General features: G+C 70.7%; 18 protein-coding genes. 8 read left to right on the top strand and 10 right to left on the bottom strand.

Annotated elements, in window-relative coordinates:
* Positions 1 to 69 precede the first annotated feature (69 nt).
* On the bottom strand, positions 70 to 1335 hold the full coding sequence (locus TU31_RS21540; RefSeq protein ID WP_107070728.1) for a site-2 protease family protein: 1266 nt from the start codon (positions 1333 to 1335) through the stop codon (positions 70 to 72).
* A gap of 218 nt (positions 1336 to 1553) precedes the next feature.
* Between TU31_RS21540 and TU31_RS21545 the strand changes: the two genes are divergently transcribed.
* Together TU31_RS21545 and TU31_RS21550 are read left to right on the top strand one after the other, a co-directional pair.
* Positions 1554 to 2510 (top strand): RecB family exonuclease, encoded by a 957-nt coding sequence (locus TU31_RS21545; protein WP_042157161.1) that lies wholly within the window; start codon positions 1554 to 1556, stop codon positions 2508 to 2510.
* 13 nt (positions 2511 to 2523) lie between these two features.
* On the top strand, positions 2524 to 3195 hold the full coding sequence (locus TU31_RS21550; RefSeq protein ID WP_018087782.1) for a response regulator: 672 nt from the start codon (positions 2524 to 2526) through the stop codon (positions 3193 to 3195).
* A gap of 95 nt (positions 3196 to 3290) precedes the next feature.
* Here the strand turns inward: TU31_RS21550 and TU31_RS21555 are convergent, their stop codons facing one another.
* From TU31_RS21555 to metH, 4 genes are all read right to left on the bottom strand, one after another.
* Positions 3291 to 4889 (bottom strand): ABC transporter substrate-binding protein, encoded by a 1599-nt coding sequence (locus TU31_RS21555; RefSeq protein WP_042157163.1) that lies wholly within the window; start codon positions 4887 to 4889, stop codon positions 3291 to 3293.
* A gap of 89 nt (positions 4890 to 4978) precedes the next feature.
* The gene (locus TU31_RS21560) at positions 4979 to 6586 is read right to left on the bottom strand and encodes an ABC transporter substrate-binding protein (protein ID WP_042157164.1); all 1608 of its coding nucleotides are present in this window, start codon (positions 6584 to 6586) and stop codon (positions 4979 to 4981) included.
* Between the two features lie 362 nt (positions 6587 to 6948).
* A complete protein-coding gene (locus tag TU31_RS21565; protein ID WP_042157166.1) occupies positions 6949 to 7662 on the bottom strand; it encodes an HAD family hydrolase in 714 nt (237 codons plus the stop codon).
* A 245-nt stretch (positions 7663 to 7907) separates the two neighbouring features.
* A complete protein-coding gene (metH, locus tag TU31_RS21570; RefSeq protein WP_042157168.1) occupies positions 7908 to 11417 on the bottom strand; it encodes a methionine synthase in 3510 nt (1169 codons plus the stop codon).
* A 261-nt stretch (positions 11418 to 11678) separates the two neighbouring features.
* Between metH and TU31_RS21575 the strand changes: the two genes are divergently transcribed.
* The 6 genes from TU31_RS21575 to TU31_RS21600 all read left to right on the top strand — a co-directional run bounded on the left by TU31_RS21575 (position 11679) and on the right by TU31_RS21600 (position 18645).
* Positions 11679 to 12443, top strand: coding sequence for an IclR family transcriptional regulator (locus tag TU31_RS21575; RefSeq protein WP_042157171.1), 765 nt, complete (start codon positions 11679 to 11681; stop codon positions 12441 to 12443).
* Positions 12444 to 12672: 229 nt separating this feature from the next.
* On the top strand, positions 12673 to 13461 hold the full coding sequence (locus tag TU31_RS21580; protein ID WP_042157173.1) for an MIP/aquaporin family protein: 789 nt from the start codon (positions 12673 to 12675) through the stop codon (positions 13459 to 13461).
* A gap of 49 nt (positions 13462 to 13510) precedes the next feature.
* Complete coding sequence (gene glpK / locus TU31_RS21585; RefSeq protein ID WP_042157174.1) at positions 13511 to 15052, top strand: glycerol kinase GlpK; 1542 nt, start codon at positions 13511 to 13513, stop codon at positions 15050 to 15052.
* 2 nt (positions 15053 to 15054) lie between these two features.
* Positions 15055 to 16659, top strand: a complete 1605-nt coding sequence (locus TU31_RS21590; RefSeq protein ID WP_042157176.1) for a glycerol-3-phosphate dehydrogenase/oxidase — start codon at positions 15055 to 15057, stop codon at positions 16657 to 16659.
* A gap of 192 nt (positions 16660 to 16851) precedes the next feature.
* Positions 16852 to 17913, top strand: a complete 1062-nt coding sequence (locus TU31_RS21595; RefSeq protein ID WP_042157177.1) for a glycoside hydrolase family 18 protein — start codon at positions 16852 to 16854, stop codon at positions 17911 to 17913.
* Between the two features lie 60 nt (positions 17914 to 17973).
* The gene (locus TU31_RS21600; protein WP_042157180.1) at positions 17974 to 18645 is read left to right on the top strand and encodes a FadR/GntR family transcriptional regulator; all 672 of its coding nucleotides are present in this window, start codon (positions 17974 to 17976) and stop codon (positions 18643 to 18645) included.
* Positions 18646 to 18728: 83 nt separating this feature from the next.
* Here TU31_RS21600 and TU31_RS21605 read toward each other — a convergent pair whose 3' ends face one another.
* The 5 genes from TU31_RS21605 to TU31_RS21625 all read right to left on the bottom strand — a co-directional run bounded on the left by TU31_RS21605 (position 18729) and on the right by TU31_RS21625 (position 24185).
* Positions 18729 to 19514: a 3-oxoacyl-ACP reductase family protein gene (locus TU31_RS21605; protein ID WP_042157182.1), complete on the bottom strand. Its 786-nt coding sequence runs from the start codon at positions 19512 to 19514 to the stop codon at positions 18729 to 18731.
* A 156-nt stretch (positions 19515 to 19670) separates the two neighbouring features.
* Positions 19671 to 20528, bottom strand: coding sequence for an amidohydrolase family protein (locus tag TU31_RS21610; RefSeq protein ID WP_078885888.1), 858 nt, complete (start codon positions 20526 to 20528; stop codon positions 19671 to 19673).
* A gap of 22 nt (positions 20529 to 20550) precedes the next feature.
* Positions 20551 to 21552 carry an aldo/keto reductase gene (locus TU31_RS21615; protein ID WP_042157186.1) on the bottom strand — a complete coding sequence of 334 codons (1002 nt, stop codon included), beginning with the start codon at positions 21550 to 21552 and terminating at the stop codon, positions 20551 to 20553.
* Positions 21553 to 21561: 9 nt separating this feature from the next.
* The gene (locus TU31_RS21620; protein WP_078885889.1) at positions 21562 to 22596 is read right to left on the bottom strand and encodes an ABC transporter permease; all 1035 of its coding nucleotides are present in this window, start codon (positions 22594 to 22596) and stop codon (positions 21562 to 21564) included.
* Positions 22593 to 24185: a sugar ABC transporter ATP-binding protein gene (locus tag TU31_RS21625; protein ID WP_078885890.1), complete on the bottom strand. Its 1593-nt coding sequence runs from the start codon at positions 24183 to 24185 to the stop codon at positions 22593 to 22595. Before TU31_RS21625 ends, TU31_RS21620 begins: the two co-directional genes overlap by 4 nt.
* Between the last annotated feature and the right edge of the window lie 3 nt (positions 24186 to 24188).

Consider the following 24188-nt stretch of genomic DNA (forward strand, 5'->3'; position numbering starts at 1 on the left):
AGCCTACCGGCCCGTCGGGGCCGCGCCGACCAGTGGGCGGGCGCTGCGCGGCCGATGGGCGGCCGGGCCCTACGCCCCCACCTTCCGGGCCATGGCCGAGACGAAGGCCCGCTCGACGTCGCCGGTGGACAGCACGCCGTAGATCTCACCGGTCTCCTCGACGACGAGGTACTCGGTGGCGGGGGTGGCCCGCAGGTATTCCAGGAGGTCCTCGCCGGCGAGTTCGGCGGAGACCCGCATACCGTCCTTGAGGTCCTGGGAGAGGGTGCCCACGGGGACCCAGGGGCGCCGGTGGTCGGGGACACCGACGATGGCGGCCTCACGGACGAGGGCGGTGGGCGTGCCCTGGCGGTCGACGACGACCAGGGCGCGGGCGCCGGCGTCGTTGGCGCGGCGCAGCGCCTCGGAGAGCGGGGTGTCGGTCTCGACGGGGACGGCGCGCCGGGTCAGGGTGCGGGCGGTGAGGTCGGGGAGGCGTTCGCGCAGCCGGGCCATGCGCAGGCTGTTGCCGGCGCCGGTCCAGATGATGGCGGCGAGGATCGCGGCGAGCAGCGCGTCGGTGAGCGAGTCGGCGCCGCCGATCTCGGGGCGGGCGGTGCCGAGGGCGCCGGTGTGGGTGAGCAGCGGCAGTCCGATGAGGACGGTGACGGCGAGCGCGCGGCCGACCCAGGCGGCGGCGATGGTGCCGCTCATGGGCCGGCCGGTGATCTTCCAGACCAGGGCGCGCAGCATCCGGCCGCCGTCCAGCGGGAGGCCGGGCAGCAGATTGAAGACCGCGACGATGAGGTTGGAGATCATCAGGCCCGCGAGCAGGACCCCGGGGACGGTGCCGGGCTCGACCAGCTGCATGCCCGCGTAGAAGACCCCGGCGAGGACGAGGGAGAGCAGCGGGCCGACGAAGGCGAGGACGAACTCCCTGCCGGGGGTCTCGGTCTCCTTCTCGATCTCCGAGACGCCGCCGAAGAACTGGAGCTGGATGCGGCGTACGGGGAGCTTGAAGCGGATCGCGGCGACGGTGTGGGCCAGCTCGTGGACGAGCACCGAGGCGTAGAAGGCGACGGCGAAGAAGAGCGAGACCAGATAGCGCGCTACGCCGAGCTCGGGCAGCACGCGCTCCAGCTGGCCGCCGAAGACCCAGGTGATCAGGGCGGCGACGAGGAACCAGCTGGGCGCCACGTAGACGGGCACGCCGAAAGGACGGCCCATCAGGATGCCGCCGCCGCTCTTCTTCTTGCCCGGGGTGGGTCCCTTCGGTGCGTTGTTGCGCTCGGGCGGCTCGGGCGGCTGGGGCCGCACGGACTCCTCGGGGTCCTGCGACTTCCCGCTCTCGTCCACGGCGTCCCCTCATTGACTACGGCATTCGCCCCTGCGCGGCCTGATATCTCGATCATGCAGGGCGAAGGGGTCCGCCGTCGATGGTATGCGGAGCGGCCCGGCCCGGTCCGCCGCGGGGCCCCAGGGGGTGTCTCGCAGGCTCACGGAGACCGGAGAGACACCCCCTTCGCCCGTGACCCGTCCGCGCCTGTCAGTGGCGGGCCGTAGGGTTTTGTGGCATGGGATGGAGCACGGAGCAGGCCGGGGCGGACACGCAGAGCGGGCGGAGCGACGGCGAGCCGGGCGCGGCGGCGGCCGGGGCGGGGCCCGGCGACGGGGAGCGGGCGCGGCCGCCGGTGGCGCTGTCGCCGTCGCGGGCGAGCGATTTCATGCAGTGCCCGCTGCTGTACCGCTTCCGGGTGATCGATCGGCTGCCGGAGAAGCCGAGCGCGGCGGCGACCCGGGGCACGGTCGTCCATGCGGTGCTGGAGCGGCTCTTCGACGCTCCGGCGGCGGAGCGTACGGCGGCCGGGGCGCGGGCGATGGTGCCGGGCGAGTGGGAGAAGCTGCTCGCCAAGCGGCCGGAGCTGGCCGAGCTGTTCGCGGACGATGCGGAGGGCGTGCGGCTGGCGGGGTGGCTGGCGGAGGCCGAGGCGCTGGTGGAGCGGTGGTTCTCGCTGGAGGACCCGACGCGTCTGGAGCCGGCGGACCGTGAGCTGTATGTGGAGACCGTGCTGGATTCGGGGCTTCAGCTGCGGGGCTTCATCGACCGGGTGGATGTCGCGCCGACCGGCGAGGTGCGGATCGTCGACTACAAGACCGGCAAGGCACCGCGGCCGCAGTTCGCCGAGGGCGCGCTGTTCCAGATGAAGTTCTACGCCCTGGTGGTCTGGCGGCTGCGCGGTGTGGTGCCGCGGCGGCTTCAGCTGGTCTATCTGGGCAGCGGCGACGTGGTGACGTACGACCCGGTCGAGGCCGATCTGCGGGGCGTGGAGCGGAAGTTGCTGGCGCTGTGGGAGGCGATCCAGCAGGCGACGGTGAGCGGCGACTGGCGGCCGCGGCCGACGAAGCTGTGCGGCTGGTGCGACCACCAGGCGCACTGTCCGGAATTCGGCGGCACTCCCCCGGTGTATCCGCTCCGGGTGCGCCCGGCGGAGGGCGGTGTGCCGCCGCAGGGCAGAATGGGAGACATCTAACGAAGGAGAGCTCGTGGCCATCCGCGTCCTGCTGGTCGACGACCAGCCCCTGCTGCGTACGGGATTCCGGATGATTCTGGAGGCGGAGCAGGATCTGGCGGTCGTCGGGGAGGCCGGGGACGGCCTCCAGGCACTGGAGCAGGTGCGGGCACTTCAGCCCGATGTGGTGCTGATGGACATCCGGATGCCCCGGATGGACGGGGTCGAGGCGACCCGGCAGATCACCGGCCCGGCGAAGGACGGCCCGGCGAAGGTGCTGGTGCTGACGACCTTCGATCTGGACGAGTATGTCGTCGAGGCGCTGCGAGCGGGGGCGAGCGGCTTTCTGCTCAAGGACGCGCCGGCCAATGAGCTGGTGCAGGCGATCCGGGTGGTGGCGGCGGGCGAGGCGATGCTCGCGCCGAGCATCACCCGCCGGCTGCTGGACAAGTACGCGGGCCATCTGCCGTCGGGCGAGGAGCCGGTGCCGGACACCCTGCACACTCTCACCGAGCGCGAGGTGGAGGTGCTGAAGCTGGTGGCCCGCGGTTTGTCGAACGCGGAGATCGCCGCGGATCTGTTCGTGAGCGAGACGACCGTCAAGACGCATGTGGGGCATGTGCTGACGAAGCTGGGGCTGCGCGACCGGGTGCAGGCGGCGGTGTACGCGTACGAGAGCGGTCTGGTGCGCCCCGGCGCGCAGTAGTGCGGCGGGGCCTGACGGCCCGGCAGACGGACGACGGCGGGGCCGGCCCGGGGAGATTTCCCGGGCCGGCCCCGCCGTGGTGTGCAGACGTCCGGTCAGTCCTCGGCCGGCTTGCTGATCTCCCAGAAGCGGAAGACGGTCGACGGGTCCAGGGTCCATTCCAGACCGGAGACCCCTTCCCGGGCCACCGCGTACTGCTTGCCCTGCCAGATCGGGATCATCGGCACGTCCTCGGCGACGATGTCCTGGAGCTCCCGGAACTGGTCCTTGGTGGCGCCGCGGTTCGGCTGGTCGGCCGTCTTGGGCAGCAGCCGGCCGGTGATGGTGGGCGAGCTGTAGTTGTTGGCCACCACACTGTCCTTGCCGAAGAACGGCGCGGTGAAGTTGTCGGGGTCCGGATAGTCGGGGATCCAGCCCTTGACGTAGGCGCCGAACTTGCCGTCGGCCATGCCCTGCTCGTACTCCTCGGTGGGCAGGGTCCGCACCTTGGCGTTGAACAGCCCGCTGGCGTTGAGCTGTTGGGCGATCTCCTCGAAGGCCGGGACGGTGCCGGGGCCGTAGCGCTCGGGGGTGGCCCACAGCGTGAGCGGCACCTTGCCGTTGTAGCCGGCGGAGCGCAGCGCGTCCTTCGCCTTGTCGGGCTTCGGGCGGTCGCCGTAGGTGTTGAAGAAGGAGGTGCTGTGGCCCGTGATGCCGGCCGGGACGATCGAGTACAGCGGCACCGCGGTGCGCTGGTAGACGTCCCGGACCAGGGTCGAGCGGTCCAGGAGGTAGGCGATCGCCTTACGGACGCCGAGCTTGCCAGCGACCGGGTCCTTGAGGTTGAAGACCAGGTGCATGACCTCGGCGCTGGCGCCCTCGACGACCTGGGTGCCGTGCTGCTGCGACAGCGAGGCGTTGTTCAGCTCCGCGATGTCCTTCATGGCCAGACCGCGGTAGGCGACATCGACGTCGCCCTTCTCGACGGCCTTCTTGAGCGCGTCGGGAGCGTTGAAGAACTTCACGGTCATCCCGGAGTTCTTGACCTTGGCCGGGCCCTCGTAGGAGCCGTTGACGGCGAAGACGGCCTTCTGGGAGTTGTAGTCCTTGAGGGTGTAGACGCCCGAGCCGACGGCCTTGCCGTCGGTGCGCAGCCGGTCGGCGGGGTACTCCGCGTGGTCGACGATGGAGCCGGCGCCGGAGGCTATCTTCATGGGGAAGGTCGCGTCGGGCGTCTTCAGATGGAAGACCACGGTCTTGGTGTCCGGGGCCTCGACCTTGTCGAGCGCGGAGAACATCGGCGCGGGGCCGTCCTTGTCCTTGATGCGCAGGGTGCGGTCGAAGGAGTACTTGACGTCCTTGGACGTCAAGTGGTGGCCGTTGCTGAAGGTGAGACCGTCCTTCAGGGTGCAGCGGTAGACCTTGCTCTCCCTGTCGGTGAAGCCACAGCGCTCGGCGGCTTCCGGCTCGGGGGTGGTGCCTCCCTTGGGGAAGCTCAGCAGGGACTGGAAGACGTTGTTGAACAACAGCCAGGAGCCGGGCTCATAGCCCGACGCCGGGTCGGTGGACACGACCTTGTCCGTCATTCCCATGACCACGGGCTCGCCGTTGCCGGCCGCCCCCGAGTCGTCCGTGCCGCACCCGGCGACCGCGAGCAGAGCTGTGGTCAGCCCCGCCCCGATCGGGGCGGCCAGCCACTGGTCACGCTTCCTCACTAAACGGTCCTCACGTTCTGGGTCGTGCCTGTCGGGCCGCGGCGGGGACGCCACGGCGGTGGTGTGCTGCATGGGTGGAATCCGCCGGCTCAGTCGGCGACGCCGCGGCTGAGCTCCCAGATCTGGAGCCCCGATGCGGAGTTGAGGGCCCACTCGAGGCCGGTGATGTCATCGCGGGCGGCGACGTACTGCTTGCCCTGCCAGAGCGGGAGGAGCGGTACGTCGTCGGCGATGATGTCCTGCGCCTGCTTGAAGTCGGCCCCCGCGGCGTTGCGGTCGGACTGCTGGCGGCTGGACGGGATCAGCTGCGACTCGATCTTACCGTTGCGGTAAGGGGAGCCGAGGAAGTTCTGCTTGCCGATGAAGGGCGCGATGTAGTTGTCGGCATCCGGGATGTCCGGGAACCAGCCCATGTTGTAGACGGAGTACTTGCCGTCCAGGGCGTCGGTGCGGAACTGCTGCCAGCTGTCGATGCCCTTGATGCTGATGTCGAACAGCTTGGTGCGGTTGAGCTGGCTCTGTAGCGCACGGACCTCCTTGACGGTGCTGGATCCGTAGTGGTTCGTGGTGTACGTGAGGGTGAACTTCACCGGAGAGGTGATGTTCGCCTGCCGCAGCGTCTTGCGGGCGGCCGCGACATCGGGGTCCCCGTACTTGTTGAAGAACGAGTTGATGTGCCCGGTGAGGCCCGTGGGCACCATCGAGAACAGCGGGTCGCCGGTGTACGAGTAGACGTTCCGCACCAGGTCCGAGCGGTTGATGAGCTGCGCCATCGCCTGCCGTACGGCCTTGTTGGAGACGGCCGGGTCCTTGGTGTTGAAGGCCAGGTAGCGGATCTCCTGACCGGGCATCTCCTGGAGCATGATGCCCTTGTCGCGGGCGTTTTTCAGGCCCTTGACCTGGTCGGGCGCCAGACCGCGGTTCATCACGTCGATGCTGCCCCTGCGCAGCGCCTTCTCCGTGGTCACCGAGTCGTTGAAGAAGCGCATCTCGACCTTTTCGTTCCTCGCCTGCACCCCGCCCTTGTAGGAGGGGTTCCTGGTGAAGACGGCCTTGGTGATGCGGTTGTCGCTGCGCACGGTCTTGAGGGTGTACGGGCCGGAGCCGACCACGTCGAAGCCGCTGTAGAGGCGGCCCTTGGGGTACACCTCGGGGTCGACGATCGCCGCGGCGGGCGTGGTGAGCTTCTGCGGGAAGGTGGCGTCCGGCTTCTTGAGGTGGAAGACCACCTCGCTGTCGCTGGGCGCCTCGACCTTGTCGATGCCGTCGAGCAACGACACCGGACCATTGGTGTTGTTGATGGTCTTCATGCGGTCGATGGAGAACTTGACGTCCTGCGCCGTCAGGGCATGCCCGTTCGAAAACTTCAGGCCGTCGCGCAGGGTGCAGCGGTACTGCTCGTTCTGGGTGTCACGGAACCCGCAGGACCGGGCGGCCTCGGGCACCGGGGCGGTCCCGGACCGGGGCAGCCGCATCAGCGTCTGGAGCGTGCTGCGCATGACGTTCCACGCGTCGACGTCATAGGCCTGCGACGGGTCGAGCGGCGCGGGGGCCGCCTTCGTCGCCTCGATGTGGGTGGCGACACCCACGACGATCGGATCGACGCCCTCGCCGGCACCGTCCGAGCCGCCGCAGGCAGCAAGAACGGGGGCGAGGAGACCGGCCAGCGCCGGCAGCACCAGGGTCTTGCGATTCATCGTCGGCAGGTTCCTTATCAGCGCAGCAGTGTTGCTCGCGTCGACATTAGTAGGAACGGCCAGCCGCATTGGGACTCAATGGAGTTGTATCGATATGGCACCTGGATAACGATGGCAAGCTGCTCGATATCCGGACGGCGGAACGATTCACACGTTGCTCCACCAATCCGGACACTTACCCCCGCGGAAAGCACCCCGGAGACCCCCTGGAACACCTGTGGGGCCCGCTGTCGACGGCCCGGCACGTGAGAAACGTCACGCGTTCAAGGATCCATGGCGAAGCAACAATTCAGTCAGCGCATTCGTCACGGAAAATGAGCGGACCGCTCCCCTCGGTTCCCGTCGCCTTTCCCGGAGTACGCTCAGTGCACGATGCCGCGGCTTTCCGTGATGAGCGTCCGGAGAAATGGCAGATCAACTTCTTCCAGCGAAGGCACGACCGTACGCCCCAGGGCCGGCGGGATCGGCGTCACCGAGGGCACCGCGACGACCGGGCAGCCCGCCGCCTCCCCCGCCGTCACCCCGGTCAGGGTGTCCTCGATGACCGCACAGCAGGCCGGGTCCGCCCCCAGCCGCGCGGCGGCCGTCAGATACGGCTCGGGGTGCGGTTTGGTGCGCTCCAGGTCATCGCCGGCCAGGGTCAGCCGGAAGTTCTCCGGGCCGAGTGAGTGCAGCATCTGGTCGACGACGGCGCGGTGCGAGGCGGAGACCAGGGCGGTGGGGATCCCGTGCGCGGCCAGCTCGGCCAGCAGCCTGCGGGCGCCCGGCATCAGCGGGACACCGCGCCCGATCCGCGCCAGGAAGGCGGCGTTGAGCAGCACGCTGAGCTCGGTCAGGCTGATGTCGACGCCGGTGACCTGAATCAGATAGCCGGCGCTGCGGGTCATCGGGCCGCCCACCACGACCTCGCGGTGCGCGTCGTCGAGGATGTGCCCGAGCTCGGCGAAGACTTCCGCCTCCGCCTCCCACCAGAAGCCCTCGGTGTCGACGAGGGTGCCGTCCAGATCGAGGAATACGGCCTGGAGGGTCGCGGCTTCGGCCGTGCGGGTGCCGACTGCGGGGATGCTGCTGGTCATCCATCCACCTCCGTTACGACGTCCCCCAAGGGACGAAAGGGCCGGTCGCCATCCCCGGCTGGGGATACGACCGGCCGCCACCGGACCGATAAGTGTACGACGGTACGCGCCGGAATGCGTGGTGATACAGGTCAGGGCCGTCCCGGGAGTGCCCCGGGACGGCCCTGACCTGCTCACGCAGAGTTACCGTGTGGTGCTGCCGTGACCGGAGGCCATGGCTGGGCTCCGGTCAGGGCGTCCGCCCGTTACCGCGCGTTGAAGTACTTGGCTTCCGGGTGGTGGATGACGATGGCGTCGGTGGACTGCTCGGGGTGGAGCTGGAACTCCTCGGAGAGCTCGACACCGATCCGCGCCGGCTCCAGCAGGTCGGCGATCTTGGCGCGGTCCTCCAGGTCGGGGCAGGCACCGTAGCCCAGCGAGAAGCGCGCGCCCCGGTACTTGAGCGCGAACATGTCCTCGACGTCCGCGGGGTCCTCGCCGGCGAAGCCCAGCTCGGCGCGGACCCGGGCGTGCCAGTACTCGGCCAGCGCCTCGGCCAACTGGACGGACAGACCGTGAAGTTCGAGGTAGTCACGGTAGGAGTTGGCCTCGAAGAGCTCGGCGGTGGCGGCGCCGATCCTCGAACCGACGGTGACGACCTGGAGGCCGACGACATCGGTCTCGCCGGACTCCTCCGGGCGGAAGTAGTCGGCCAGGCACAGCCGCCGGCCGCGGCGCTGACGGGGGAAGGTGAAGCGGGTGCGCTCGGTGCCGTCCTCATGCAGCAGGATCAGGTCCTCGCCCTTGGACACGCAGGGGAAATAGCCGTGCACGACGGCGGCTTCGAGCAGGTTCTCGGTCTGGAGCTTGTCGAGCCAGCCGCGCAGCCGCGGGCGGCCCTCGGTCTCGACCAGCTCCTCGTACGTCGGCCCCTCGCCGGTGCGGGCCTGCTTCAGGCCCCACTGGCCCTTGAACAGCGCGCCCTCGTCCAGCCAGGAGGCGTAGTCGGCCAGCTGGATGCCCTTGACGACCCGGGTGCCCCAGAACGGCGGCGTCGGGACGGGATTGTCGACGGCCACGTCGGAACGCACCGCGCCCTCGGGCTCCTCGACCTCCGGCACGGCGGTGTCCCGCTTGGGCACCCGGCGCTGCTTGAGCTCGGGGAGGCTGGCGCCGGGCACCCCGCGCTTGACCGCGATCAGGGCGTCCATGAGGCGCAGCCCCTCGAAGGCGTCCCGGGCGTAGCGGACCTCGCCCTCGTAGATCTCGTGCAGGTCCTGCTCGACGTAGGCGCGGGTGAGGGCGGCGCCGCCCAGGATGACGGGGAAGTCGGCCGCCATCTTGCGCTGGTTGAGCTCCTCCAGGTTCTCCTTCATGATCACCGTGGACTTGACCAGGAGTCCGGACATCCCGATGACATCGGCCTTGTGCTCCTCGGCGGCTTCCAGGATCGCCGAAACCGGCTGCTTGATGCCGAGGTTGACGACGTTGTAGCCGTTGTTGGACAGGATGATGTCGACGAGGTTCTTGCCGATGTCATGGACGTCGCCGCGGACGGTGGCCAGCACGATGGTGCCCTTGCCCTCGTCGTCGGACTTCTCCATGTGCGGCTCCAGGTAGGCCACCGCGCTCTTCATGACCTCGGCGGACTGGAGCACGAACGGCAGCTGCATCTGACCGGATCCGAACAGCTCACCGACGACCTTCATGCCCGCCAGGAGGGTCTCGTTGACGATGTCGAGCGCGGGCCGCTCCCCCAGCGCCTCGTCGAGGTCCGTCTCCAGGCCGTTCTTCTCACCGTCGATGATGCGCCGCTGGAGGCGCTCGTCCAGCGGCAGGGCCAGCAGCTCCTCGGCCTTGCCGGCCTTCAGCGACTTGGCGGTGGCGCCCTCGAACAGCTCCATCAGCTTCTGGAGCGGGTCATAGCCCTCGCTGCGCCGGTCGTAGATCAGGTCGAGGGCGGTCTTGACCTGCTCCTCCTCCAGGCGCGCGATCGGCAGGATCTTGCTCGCGTGCACGATCGCCGAGTCCAGACCGGCCTTGACGCACTCGTCGAGGAACACGGAGTTCAGCACGATCCGGGCGGCCGGGTTGAGACCGAAGGAGATGTTCGACAGGCCCAGGGTCGTCTGGACGTCCGGGTGACGCTTCTTCAGCTCCCGGATCGCCTCGATGGTGGCGATGCCGTCCTTGCGGGACTCCTCCTGGCCGGTGCAGATGGTGAAGGTCAGACAGTCGATGAGGATGTCGCACTCATGAATGCCCCAGTTGCCGGTCAGATCGTCGATCAGCCGCTCGGCGATGGCGACCTTGTGCTCGGCGGTGCGGGCCTGGCCCTCCTCGTCGATGGTCAGCGCGATCAGCGCCGCACCGTGCTCCGCCGCCAGCGCCGTGACCTTCGCGAACCGCGACTCGGGCCCGTCCCCGTCCTCGTAGTTGACGGAGTTGATCACCGCACGGCCGCCGAGCTTCTCCAGGCCGGCCTGGATGACGTTCAGCTCCGTGGAGTCCAGCACCACGGGCAGGGTGGAGGCGGTGGCGAAACGGCCGGCCAGCTCCTCCATGTCCGCGACGCCGTCCCGGCCGACGTAGTCGACGCACAGGTCGAGCATGTGGGCGCCCTCGCGGATCTGGTCGCGGGCCATCTCCACACAGTCGTCCCAGCGCCCGTCCAGCATCGCCTCGCGGAACTTCTTCGACCCGTTGGCGTTGGTCCGCTCGCCGATCGCGAGGTAGGAGGTGTCCTGGCGGAAGGGCACGGTCTGGTAGAGCGAGGCGGCGCCCGGCTCGGGGCGCGGCTCGCGCGGCGGCGGGGCGATCCCGCGGACCCGCTCGACGACCTGGCGCAGATGCTCGGGGGTGGTGCCGCAGCAGCCGCCGACCAGCGACAGGCCGTACTCGCCGACGAAGGTCTCCTGGGCGTCGGCCAGCTCGGCGGCGGTCAGCGGGTAGTGCGCGCCGTCCTTGCCCAGTACGGGCAGGCCCGCGTTGGGCATGCAGGCGATCGGGACCCGGGAGTGCCGGGCCAGGTAGCGCAGGTGCTCGCTCATCTCGGCCGGGCCGGTGGCGCAGTTCAGGCCGATCATGTCGATGCCCAGCGGCTCCAGCGCCGTCAGCGCCGCGCCGATCTCGGAGCCCAGCAGCATCGTGCCGGTCGTCTCGACGGTGACCGAGCAGATGACCGGGAGGTCGCTGCCGGTGGCCTTCAGGGCGCGGCGGGCGCCGAGGATGGCGGCCTTGGTCTGCAGCAGGTCCTGGGTGGTCTCCACCAGCAGCGCGTCCGCACCACCGGCGATCATGCCCTCGGCGTTCTGCTGGTAGGCGTCACGCAAGGTGACGTAGGGGGCGTGGCCGAGGGTGGGGAGCTTGGTGCCGGGGCCCATCGAGCCGAGCACATAGCGCTGCTGCCCGGTCGAGGCGGTGAACTCGTCGGCGACCTCGCGGGCGATGCGGGCACCGGACTCCGACAGCTCGAAGACCCGCTCGGGGATGTCGTACTCGGCCAGCGCGGCGAAGTTCGCGCCGAAGGTGTTGGTCTCCACGCAGTCGACACCGACCGCGAAGTACTCCTCGTGCACGGACCGCACGATGTCGGGCCGGGTCACATTGAGGATCTCGTTGCAGCCCTCCAGCTGCTGGAAGTCCTCCATGGACGGGTCCTGTGCCTGAAGCATGGTGCCCATCGCGCCGTCGGCGACCACCACCCGCGAGGCCAGGGCCTCCCGCAGGGATGTGGCGCGGGACGTGCTGATGGACGTTGGCGTGTTCGAGGCCATGGAGATGCTCCCGTGGTTGCGACGGCTGTCGGCTTTGCACCCCCCTTGAGAGGGCGCACCCGGCCAGCGTAGCTGCCGGTCCGGTACACGTGTTCCCCGTTTCACGCCGTGGACAGCACCACTCCACCCCCCTGCCTGCACTATCTGTGTTCGTTGACAGACTCCGGTGCGTTTATCAAGAAACGCGAGATCGCTGACTCAAGTCGGCATGGGCCGATATCGTTCAGCATTGTCGAACCGCATACTTCCGGAGGTTGCCCGATGGCACGCACCATCCAGTCGCTGGAGCGCGCCGCAGCGATGCTGCGGCTGCTCGCAGGAGGGGAACGGCGGCTGGGGCTCTCCGACATCTCCTCCTCGCTGGGACTGGCCAAGGGCACCGCGCACGGAATCCTGCGCACGCTCCAGCAGGAGGGCTTCGTCGAGCAGGACGCCGCCTCCGGCCGCTATCAGCTGGGCGCGGAGCTGCTCCGGCTGGGCAACAGCTACCTGGACGTGCACGAGCTGCGCGCCCGCGCCCTCGTATGGACCGACGATCTGGCCCGCTCCAGCGGCGAGGCGGTCTATCTGGGCGTCCTGCACCAGCAGGGCGTGCTGATCGTCCATCACGTCTTCCGTCCGGACGACAGCCGGCAGGTGCTGGAGGTGGGCGCGATGCACCCGCTGCACAGCACCTCGCTGGGCAAGGTGCTGTGCGCGTACGACCCGGTCGCGCACAGCGAGGTCGTCGAGGCGGAGCGGGAGGCGATCACCCCGCGCACCGTGACCGGCCTGGGCGACATCGAGGGGCTGCTGGACCTGACCCGGGCGCGCGGCTGGGCGGCGGACGTGGAGGAGACCTGGGAGGGGGTGGCCTCGGTGGCCGCGCCGATCCATGACCGGCGGCGGATGCCGGTGGGCGCGGTGGGCATCACGGGGGCGGTGGAGCGGGTCTGCAACGACGGCGAACTACGGCCGGAAATCATCGCCGCTGTGAGGGATTGCGCACGCGCAGTATCCCGGGATCTTGGTGCAGGGCGATTCTGACCAGATTCACCCCTTAAGTTCACCTAAGTTTTTCGCCACGGAACCCTTGACGGGGTTCTACCGGTGAACAAAACTGCCGTTCGTCGGTCGGCATTGTCGAACACCTAACGGCAATATTCGCTATGGTGGGGCATTGCCGCGGGCCGACCACCGCCCTCTAGGAGGGCGCGGACCACCGGACGGGACCCGGGGTTCGCCTTCCCCTGGACGAAGGACAAAGGAGTCGCGGGTGTCCAGCTCCGACATCTTCATCAGCGAGACCATCGGTACCGCTGTTCTGCTGTTGCTCGGCGGTGGCGTCTGCGCCGCCGTCACGTTCAAGCGCTCCAAGGCGTTCAACGCCGGATGGGTCGCCATCGCCTTCGGGTGGGGCTTCGCCGTCCTCACGGGTGCCTACATCGCCGCGAAGTCCGGCGCACACCTCAACCCTGCGGTCACCATCGGCCTCGCCATCAAGGGCGGGATCCAGTGGAGCCAGGTGCCGGTCTACCTCGCCGGCGAGATGCTCGGCGCCATGATCGGCGCGGTCCTGGTGTGGGTCACCTACATGGGGCAGTTCCAGGCCCATCTGAGTGACCCCGAGGTCCTGGCCGACCACACCAGCGAGGAGGGCCTGGTCGACCAGTCGGCCGCGCCGAAGGCCGGACCGGTCCTCGGCATCTTCTCCACCGGTCCGGAGATCCGGAACGTGGCGCAGAACCTGCTCACCGAGATCATCGCCACCGTCGTGCTCGTGCTGTCGATCCTCACGCTCGGGCTGAGCGACAACGGCAAGGGCGTCGGCGTCATCGGCACGCTCCTGGTCGCCCTGGTCGTCACCGGCATCGGTCTGTCGCTGGGCGGTCCGACCGGGTACGCCATCAACCCGGTCCGTGACCTCGGTCCGCGCATCGTGCACGCACTTCTGCCGCTGCGGAACAAGGGCGGTTCAGACTGGGGCTACGCCTGGATCCCGGTCGTCGGCCCGCTCATCGGCGGAGCCCTCGCCGGAGGCATCTACCAGGTGGCGTTCGCCTGAGCCGCCGGACCGACCCGTCTCCGCCCGCACAGACTTCTTGGAGCAACCCATGAGCGACACCCCCAGCACCTCCTCGCACGGCCACGGCCCGTTCATCGCGGCCATCGACCAGGGCACCACGTCCAGCCGCTGCATCGTCTTCGACAAGGACGGCCGGATCGTCTCGGTCGACCAGAAGGAGCACGAGCAGATCTTCCCGAAGCCGGGCTGGGTGGAGCACGACGCCACCGAGATCTGGACCAACGTCCAGCAGGTCGTCGACAGCGCCGTCCACAAGGCCGGGCTGACCGCCGCCGACGTCAAGGCGATCGGTATCACCAACCAGCGCGAGACCACCGTCCTGTGGGACCGGACCACCGGTGAGCCGGTCCACAACGCCATCGTCTGGCAGGACACCCGCACCGACGCGCTCTGCAAGGAGCTCGGCCGCAACGTCGGCCAGGACCGCTTCCGCCGCGAGACCGGTCTGCCGCTGGCCTCGTACTTCGCCGGTCCGAAGATCCGCTGGCTGCTCGACAACGTCGAGGGCCTGCGCGAGCGCGCCGAGCGCGGCGACATCCTCTTCGGCACGATGGACTCCTGGGTCATCTGGAACCTCACCGGCGGCGTCGACGGCGGTGTGCACGTCACCGACGTCACCAACGCCTCGCGCACCATGCTGATGAACCTCCACCGCCTGGAGTGGGACCAGAAGATCCTCGCGTCGATGGAGATCCCGGCGGCGGTCCTGCCGGAGATCAAGTCCTCCTCCGAGGTCTACGGCCGCACCACCGGCGGTGTGCTGGCCGGCGTCCCGGTCGCCTCGGCGCTCGGTGACCAGCAGGCCGCGCTGTTCGGCCAGACCTGCTTCGAGCAGGGCGAGGCCAAGTCCACGTACGGCACCGGCACCTTCATGCTGATGAACACCGGCCACGAGCCGGTCAACTCGTACAACGGTCTGCTGACCACGGTCGGCTACCGCATCGGTGACCAGCAGCCGGTCTACGCCCTGGAAGGCTCCATCGCCGTCACCGGCTCGCTCGTCCAGTGGATGCGCGACCAGATGGGGCTCATCAACAGCGCGGCCGAGATCGAGACCCTGGCCAGCACGGTCGAGGACAACGGCGGCGCGTACTTCGTGCCGGCCTTCTCCGGCCTGTTCGCCCCCTACTGGCGCTCGGACGCGCGCGGTGTCATCGCGGGCCTGACCCGCTATGTCACCAAGGCGCACATCGCGCGTGCCGTACTTGAGGCCACCGCCTGGCAGACCCGCGAGATCACCGACGCCATGACCAAGGACTCCGGCGTCGAGCTGACCGCGCTCAAGGTCGACGGCGGGATGACCTCCAACAACCTGCTGATGCAGACCATCTCGGACTTCCTGGACGCCCCCGTGGTGCGCCCGATGGTCGCCGAGACCACCTGCCTCGGCGCTGCCTACGCGGCCGGACTGGCCGTCGGCTTCTGGTCCAGCACCGACGAACTGCGCGCCAACTGGCGCCGGGCCGCCGAGTGGACCCCCCGGATGGATGCGGCCACCCGTGACCGCGAGTACAAGAGCTGGCTCAAGGCCGTCGAGCGGACCATGGGCTGGATCGAGGACGAGGAGTAAACATGAGCACCCTGCAGAGCGTCCCGGCACTCGGGACGCACCCGGCCAGTGGTTCGCACGCGAGCCGTGCCGAGACCCGGGAGCAGCTTTCCCAGGCGACGTACGACCTCCTGGTGATCGGCGGCGGCATCCTGGGCATCTCCACCGCCTGGCACGCCGCACAGGCCGGACTGCGGGTGGCCCTGGTGGACGCCGGTGACTTCGCCGGCGCCACCTCCTCCGCCTCCTCCAAGCTGCTGCACGGCGGTCTGCGTTACCTCCAGACCGGCGCGGTCAAGCTGGTGGCGGAGAACCACTTCGAGCGGCGTGCGGTGTCCCGTCAGGTGGCACCGCACCTCGCCAACCCCCTGACCTTCTACCTGCCCGTCTACAAGGGCGGCCCGCACGGCGCGGCCAAGCTCGGTGCGGGCGTCTTCGCCTACTCGGCGCTGTCCGCGTTCGGCGACGGGGTCGGCCATGTCATATCCCCGGCCAAGGCGCAGCGCGACGTGCCGGAGCTGCGGACGGACAACCTCAAGGCCGTGGCCGTGTACGGCGACGACCAGATGAACGACTCCCGGATGGCCCTGATGACCGTCCGCGCGGCGGCCGCGGCCGGCGCCACGGTCCTCAACCACGCCGAGGTCACCGGACTGCGCTTCACCCAGGGCCGGGTCACCGGCGCGGAGCTCAAGGACCGTACGGACGGCCAGGAGTTCGGCGTCAACGCCCGCCTGGTGCTCAACGCCACCGGCCCGTGGGTGGACCACCTGCGCAAGATGGAGGACCCGAACGCGGCTCCCTCCATCCGGCTGTCGAAGGGCGCCCACCTGGTCCTCAAGCGGACCGCGCCCTGGAAGGCGGCGCTGGCCACCCCGATCGACAAGTACCGCATCACCTTCGCCCTCCCCTGGGAGGACATGCTGCTGCTGGGCACCACGGACGAGGAGTTCGAGGGCGACCCGGCGGATGTCGCGGTCACCGAGAAGGACACCGCCCAGATCCTGGACGAGGCGGCCTTCTCCGTACGTGACCAGCAGCTGTCGCGCGATCTGATCACCTACTCCTTCGCGGGTCTGCGGGTGCTGCCCGGCGGCCCCGGCGACACCTCCAAGGCCAAGCGCGAGACGGTCGTCACCGAGGGCAGCGGCGGCATGCTGTCGGTCGCCGGCGGCAAGTGGACGACCTTCCGGCACATCGGCCGTACGGTCATGAACAAGCTGGCGGCGCTGCCCGGCCACCCGCTGGCCGAGGACATGGAGCCGATCGCGCATCTGCCCAAGAAGCTCCCGCTGCCCGGTATCGCCAACCCGAACGCGGTCGCGCACCGGCTGCTCGTCGACGGCGGCACGCCCGGCCCCCGGATGGCCCCGGAGACCGCGCGGCACCTGGCCACCCACTACGGCTCGCTGTCCTTCGACATCGCCCGGCTGGCGAACGACAACCCGGCGCTGGCCGAGCGCATCCACCCCGACGCTCCGGAGATCTGGGCGCAGGTCGCCTACGCCCGCGACCACGAGTGGGCCGAGACGGTCGACGATGTGCTGCGCCGCCGTACGACCCTGATGATCCGCGGTCTCGACACGGAGGACGTCCGGGCCAAGGTGAAGGACATGCTGGCGGGCTGACGCCGGCACAGCACGGCTGACGGCACGCCACGGCGTGTGCAGTGAGTGACGATGGGGCGGTCCACGGGGCCGCCCCATCGCCATGTCCGCGTGCGGAGCAGGGGCGGGGCGGCCGTCGGCGGTGACTGTCAGTGGCGGCTGCGATGATGTGAGCAGGAATCAACGGGGGTTGGGGAACGGGGGGAGTCCGGCATGCGGCGGCGGGGGACGGCGAAGGCCCGGCCACGGTGGCGGCGGGCGGTGAAGTGGGCGGCCTGGACGGTCGCGGTGCTGATCGTGCTGCCGGTGACGCTGGCGGGCACGGCACTGCGCGCCCAGTACGCGGGCGAGGCCGCCCCGGAGGCCAGGACCCGCGGCCGCGACGCGCTCTGGCTCGGTCATGCCTGGGTGGACGGCCGGCGGGACGCCTCCGACGTGGCGGCGCTGCGCCGCCGCATCCAGGGCACCGGCATCCGTGATCTGTACGTCCACGCCGGGCCGTTGGAGCGCGACGGCACCCTGCCGCCGGCCCGCGATGCCTACCCGCGGGCCGGCCGGCTGATCTCCGCGATACACCGCGCGCTGCCGTCGGTGCGGGTGCACGCCTGGCTGGGCGACCGGCTGGTCTACGAACCGGGCGAGCGCGGCGGGCTCCGGCTGTCGGACGCCTCGGCCCGTGCGGCGATCGTGGCGAGCGCCCGTCAGGTGCTGGCGGCCGGGTTCGCCGGGGTCCATCTCGATCTGGAGCCGCTGCGTTCCGGCAATGCCGACTATCTGCGGCTGCTGGACCGGCTCGGGCCCGTGGTCCGGGGCCGGGGTGCGGTGCTGTCCGTCGCCGTCCACCAGATCGACCCGCTGCCCGGACTGCACAGCGTCAGCGGGGCGCTGACGGGCCACCGCAAGTGGATATCCCAGCGGTTCTTCGGGCAGGTGGCGCGCCGGGTCGACCAGATCGCCCTGATGTCGTACGACACCGGGCTGCCGGCCGAGAGCCTCTACGGCGGTTATGTGGCGCAGCAGACCCGGCTGGCGCTGGCGGCGACGGGGCCGCACACCGAGCTGCTGATGGGGCTGCCGTTCTTCCACACCGAGAGCATCGGCCATCACGCCTCCGCGGAGACGGTACGGGCCGCGGTGCGGGGCATACGTCTGGGGCTGACCCGTGAGGACCCTGGCCGCCGGCGGTTCGGAATGGCGCTGTATGTCGACTTCGCCGCCACGGACGAGGACTGGGCCGCGTACGGGAAGGGCTGGGGCCGACGGCACCGGTCATAATGAGCGCCCAGACATCGGATGTCTGAGCGGTATCCGGGCGGGTCCAGCGGGGAGGTCGGCATGGCGGTCACCGACGAGGCCATCGAGAAGATCAAGGGCATGATCGTCTCCGGGGCGCTGCGGCCGGGCGACCGGCTGCCGAAGGAGAGCGAGCTGGCGGCCGAGCTCGGACTGTCCCGCAACTCCCTGCGCGAGGCGGTGCGCGCGCTCTCGCTCATCCGCATCCTGGACGTGCGCCAGGGCGACGGCACCTATGTCACCAGCCTCGATCCGCAACTCCTGCTGGAGGCCATGAGTTTCGTGGTGGACTTCCACCGCGACGACACGGTGCTGGAGTTCCTCGCCGTCCGCCGCATCCTGGAGCCGGCCGCCACGGCGATGGCGGCCGGCCGGATCGGGACGGCGGAACTGGACGCCCTGGAGGCCCAGTTGGACGCGCTGGGGCCGAGCCCCTCGGTCGAGGATCTGGTCGCCTGCGATCTGGAGTTCCACCGGGGGATCGTCGCGGCGTCCGGCAACTCCGTGCTCTGCTCGCTGCTGGACGGACTGTCCGGGCCGACCACCCGGGCCCGGGTCTGGCGGGGGCTGACGCAGAAGGACGCGGTGGCCCGCACCCTGACCGAGCACCGGGCGATCCTCGGCGCGCTGCGCGACCGGGACGCGGAGGCGGCGCGGGCCTGGGCGACCGTGCACATCGCGAGCGTGGAGCAGTGGCTGCGCGCCTCGCTGTGAGGCCGGCCGGCATACGGGGCCGTGCCCGCCGGCACCGCACGCCCGCCGCCGCACGCCGGCCGGCGCCCGCCGCCGCGCCCGGGTCAGACCGCGAAGCCGCCGTCGACCGCGATCGAGGCGCCCGTGATGTACCGTCCGCCGTCGCCCGCCAGATGGGCCACGGTCGCCGCGACATCCGAGCCCCGGCCATAGGCCCCCAGCGCGGTGAGCCCGGCCTGCATCGCCGCGCTCTCGCCGTCGGCGGGGTTCATATCGGTGTCGATCGGGCCGGGGTGCACGAGGTTGGCGGTGATGCCGCGCGGCCCCAGCTCCTTGGCCAGGGTCTTGGTCAGGCCGGTGAGCGCGGCCTTGCTGGTGGCGTAGAGGGTGCCGCCGGGGAAGGCGACCCGCTCGGCCATACAGCTGCCGATGGAGATGATCCGCCCGCCCTCGGTCAGATGCGCCGCCGCGGCCTGCGCCGTCAGGAACGGCGCCCGGACATTGGTCCACAGCACCCGGTCGACATCGTCGAGGGAGATCCCCTCGAACGGTCCGAGCACGCCGATGCCCGCGTTGTTCACCAGGATGTCCAGCCGCCCGAACCGGTCCACGGCGCCGGCCACCGAAGCCCGGATCTCCTCCGCGTCAGCGCTGTCGGCCCGTACCGCCCAGGCATGTCCGCCGGCCCGCTCGATCTCCTTGACCACCTGGTCGGCCTGGTCCTGCCCGCTCCGGAAGGTCAGGGCCACCGCCGCGCCGTCGGCGGCCAGCCGCAGCGCGATCGCCCGGCCGATCCCCCGGCTGCCGCCGGTCACCAGGGCCGCCTTGCCGGCGAGCGGCCGGGGGCCGTTCGCCGCCGCCGTCGTCTCCGTCAGCACCGTCGCCGTCATCGTCATCACCTTCGCATCGAGTCGTCGTGGTCGGGCGCGGCCGTGCGGAATGCCCTGGCTTCCGTACGGGCGGCACCGTTCGCGGGTGTTTCCCCGCGGTACGACTCGATCTTCCGGCGCGGCGGGGGCCGGGGCTGGCGGAATCCGGACGCCACGTCAGCGGCCGGGCAATTCCGTCTCCGAACGCACCCCGACCCCGTAGACCCGCCCGGCCGTCCCCCCGAAGACATCCGACCGTTCCGCCGCCGAGAGCTGCCCGGTGGCCGCCTCGGCGAGCGCCACCACGTCCTCGTAGCCGGCGGCCAGGGTGCACACCGGCCAGTCGGAGCCGAACATCAACCGGCCGGGGCCGAAGGCGTCCAGGACGTGCCGGGCGTAGGGCAGGATCTGCTGCGGCCGCCAGGCGTCCCAGTCGGCCTCGGTGACCAGTCCGGACAGTTTGCAGCTGACGTTCGGCAGCGCGGCGAGGGCGGTGACGGCGTCCGCCCACGGCTGCCACTCCCCCGTGACGACCGGCGGTTTGGCGGCATGGTCCAGTACGAAGGCCAGCTGGGGCAGGGCGCGTACCGCGGTGTGTGCGGCGGGCAGTTCGCGCGGGGTGACCAGCAGGTCATAGACCAGTCCGGCGTCGGCCAGGACGGCCAGACCGCGCAGCACGTCCGGGCGGGTGAGCCAGTCGGGGTCCGGTTCGTCCTGCACCTGGTGCCGGATGCCGACCAGACCGGCGGGCAGCGCCGCGAGGACCTCGGCGAGCGCCGGGTCGCGGAGGTCTGCCCAGCCGATGACCCCGGTGACCGGGCCCTCCCCCGCGGCGACGGTGAGCAGTTCGGCGGTCTCTTCGTACGAGGACGACGACTGGACGAGGAGGGTGCCGTCGAGACCGTGCTCGGTCAGATGCGGGGTGAGGTCGGCCAGCGCGTAGCTGCGGCGGATCGGGTCGGCCCAGGGCCCGTCCATCCAGGGCTGTTCGCGCCGGCTGAGGTCCCACAGGTGGTGATGGGCGTCGATACGCATCAGGGGCGCGCTCCGGGCTCGCTCAGTCGTTCAGGGGCAGCGGCAGATCGGGGTCGAGCAGGCCGCGGGCGACGAGCGTATGCCACAGCCCGTCGGGGATGTCATGGGTGAACAGCCTTGCGTTCTCGGCCATTTCGTCCGGTGTGGCGGCTCCGACCACGGCCGCGGCGACGGCACGGTGCCCGAAGGGGAAGCGGAGCGCCGCCGCTTTGAGGGGCACATCGAACTCCGCGCAGACGTACGCAAGTTGACGCGCCCGGTCGAGCACCGCGCCAGGCGCCGGTGCGTAGTTGTAGGGCGCGCCGGGCGACGGGTCGGCCAGCAGACCGGAGTTGTAGACGCCGCCGACGACGACCGAGGTGCCGCGGCGGGCGCAGACCGGCAGCAGATCGTCGAGGGCAGTGCGCTCCAGCAGGGTCCAGCGGCCGGCGCACAGCACCACATCGACATCGAGGTCGGCGACCAGGCGGGCCAGCGCATCGCTGTGGTTCATGCCGAACCCGACGGCCCGGACCACTCCCTGTGCGCGCAGCTCGGCGAGGGCCGGGAAGCCGGTCTCGTACACCTCGCGCAGCCGGTCCTCGACATCGTGCAGATAGACGATGTCGACGGCGTCCACCCCGAGCCGGGTCAGGGACGCGTCGAGCGTGGCCCGGATGCCGTCGCGGGAGAGGTCCCACACACGGGCCCGCGCGGGGGTGTCCACGAAGCCCTCGCCCGCAGCCCGCTCCCCCGGGGCGAGCGGCCGCAGCCGGCGGCCGACCTTGGTGGAGAGGGTGTAGGTGGCGCGGTCCTGGCCGCGCAGCGCCCGGCCGAGGCGCTCCTCGGACAGGCCGACGCCGTAGTGGGGGGCGGTGTCGAAGTAGCCGGCACCGGTGGCGAGGGCGGTGCGGACGACCGCACGCGCCCGCGCCTCCGGGACGGCGCGGTAGAGGTTGCCGAGCGGCGCACAGCCCAGCCCCAGCGGCGGGACGGTGACGCCGGTACGCCCCAACTCCCTTGGCCGGTACGGTGGATGGCGCATGGCGGCCGCTCAGTCCTGCTTCTCGCCGCTGGTGAAGCGGGAGATCACCAGCGCGACGATGATGATCATGCCGTTGAGGAACTGGGTCCACAGCGGTGGCACCCCGCCCAGCGTCATCACATTGATCACCAGCTGAAGCGTCAGGACACCGGTGAGCGCGCCGAAGAGGGTGCCCCGGCCGCCCTTGAGGCCGATTCCGCCGATCACCGCGGCGGCGAAGACCTGGAAGATCCAGCCGTTGCCCTGGCTCGCGGAGACCGCGCCGTAGTGGCCGGTGTAGAGAATCCCGGCGAAGGCGGCGAGCACCCCGCCGACGGCCAGCACGATCCAGGTGAGGCGGTCCACCCGGATACCGGCCGCGCGGGCCGCCTCCGGGTTGCCGCCGATGGCGTACAGCGCCCGTCCGTGCCGGAGGTAGCCCAGGGCCGCGCCACCCAGCGCGAAGAGGGCGAGACAGATCCAGACGGCGGCCGGCACGCCCAGCCAGTCGGCCTTGCCCAGATAGGCGAAGGACTCCGGAACGTCACCGATGGACCGGCCCTCGGAGATCCCCACGTGCAGACCGCGGAGCATGGTGAGCATGCCGAGGGTGGCGATGAAGCCGTTGACCCGCAGGGTGAGCATGAGGAAGCCGTTGACGGCGCCGACCGCCGCGCCCACGGCCAGACAGAGCGGGAGCGCCGCCCAGGCGGGGAAGAGCTCCAGCCCGGCGAAGCGGGTGCCGTGCGCGGGCATCACCAGCCACAGGGCGAGCACCGGCGCCAGCCCGATGGTCGACTCCAGCGAGAGATCCATCCGCCCGGTGATGAGGATCAGCGCCTCGCCGAGCACCAGCAGGCCCAGTTCCGTGGACTGCTGGATGACGCCGATGAGGTTGTCCTGGGTGAGGAACGCGGGCGACACGATGAAGCCGATGACGCCCAGTACGAAGATCACCGGCACCAGGGAGAAGTCCCGCCATCGGGCCGGCTCGGCCCAGGGCCGGCGGCGCGGCGGCGGCCGGTCCGCCACGTCGGCGGCCGACGGCGTTGCGGTCTCGGTCATGGCGCGGTCCCTTCCGTTCCTTGCGTGTCCGGTGGGCCCGGTGCGGCCCGGCCGCGGGCCGCACCGGGCGGACCGCCCGGCGCGCGGCCGGCGACGGCCACCCCCTCCATCGCGGCGACCAGTTCGTGGTCGCGCCAGCCGGCCGGGAATTCGGCCGTCACCCGGCCGTGGAAGACGGCCAGTACCCGGTCGCAGACCCGTAGATCGTCCAGCTCGTCGGAGACGATCACGGCGCCGCTGCCGCCGTCCGCGACCTCCCGTACGACCCCCAGCAGCGCGTCCTTGGACTTGACGTCGACGCCGTTGGTGGGCCGGATGGCGACCAGCACCGCGGGCTCACGGGCCAGCGCGCGGGCGATCACGACCTTCTGCTGGTTCCCGCCGGACAGGCCGGACACCGGCTGGCCGGGCCCGGTGGTCCTGATGTCGAGTGCCGCGATCATCCGCCGGGCGAACGCACGGGTCCGGGAGGGCAGAACGGTCCCCATCGGCCCGAGCCGGCCGGTGACGGTGAGGGTGGCGTTCTCGGCGACGCTGCGGCCCGGGATCAGCCCCTCGCGATGGCGGTCCTCGGGGACATAGCCGATGCCCGCGTCGAGGGCGTGCGGGACGCTGCCCGTACGGACCGGGCGGCCGCGCACCGCGATCCGCCCCGCGTCCGGCGTCCGCAGCCCCACCAGGGTCTCGCCGATCGCGGTGCTCCCGCCGGCCGTGGCTCCCGCGAGCCCCACCACTTCACCGGCCCGTACGGTCAGGTCGAGCGGCGCGAAGTGCCCGTCCAGCGCCAGGGCTTCGGTCCGCAGCACCGGTTCACCCGCCGGGCGCGCGCCCGTCCGGGGCTTCCGTACGGCGGCCGTCTCCTCCCCCGTCATCGCCGCCACCAGCGCCTCCTTGGCCAGCCCGGGGACGGGTGCGGTCAGCACATGCCGGGCGTCGCGGAAGACGGTGACGGTGTCACAGAGCTCGTGGACCTCCTGGAGATGGTGCGAGATGAACAGAAAGGCCACGCCCTGGGCGCGCAGCCCGCGCAGTTTGGCGCAGAGCCGGTCGATGCCGCCCGCGTCGAGCCGGGCGGTGGGCTCATCGAGGATGACCAGCCGGGCGCCGCCGGACAGCGCGCGGGCGATCTCCACGAACTGCCGCTGCTCGACGCCGAGATCCCGGATCCGGGCGGCGGTGTCGACCTCGACACCGTATTCGGCGAGCAGCTCGCGGGCGCGGGTGTGCAACGCCCGCCAGCGGATGGTCCGGGTGCCCTGGAAGCGGCCCAGGTAGAGGTTCTCCGCGACGGTCAGCTCCGGCACGGTCATCGACTTCTGGTGGACACAGGCGACCTTGCGCTGCCAGGCGGCGGTGTCGCCCCAGTCGGGCGCCGGTGCGCCGCCGAAGGTGACCCGGCCGGCGTCCGGGCGTGCCATGCCGGTCAGCACGGACACCAGGGTGGATTTACCGGCGCCGTTGCGGCCGACGAGGGCGTGCGCCTCGCCGGGCGCTACGGTCAGCCGGGCGCCGTCCAGGGCGACGGTGGGCCCATAGCGTTTGACGATTCCCTCGGCATGCACCGCCGCCGCCCGGTCATGGGTCTCCACGGC

The sequence above is a fragment of the Streptomyces lydicamycinicus genome (genome assembly GCF_000829715.2).
Taxonomy (GTDB): domain Bacteria; phylum Actinomycetota; class Actinomycetes; order Streptomycetales; family Streptomycetaceae; genus Streptomyces; species Streptomyces lydicamycinicus.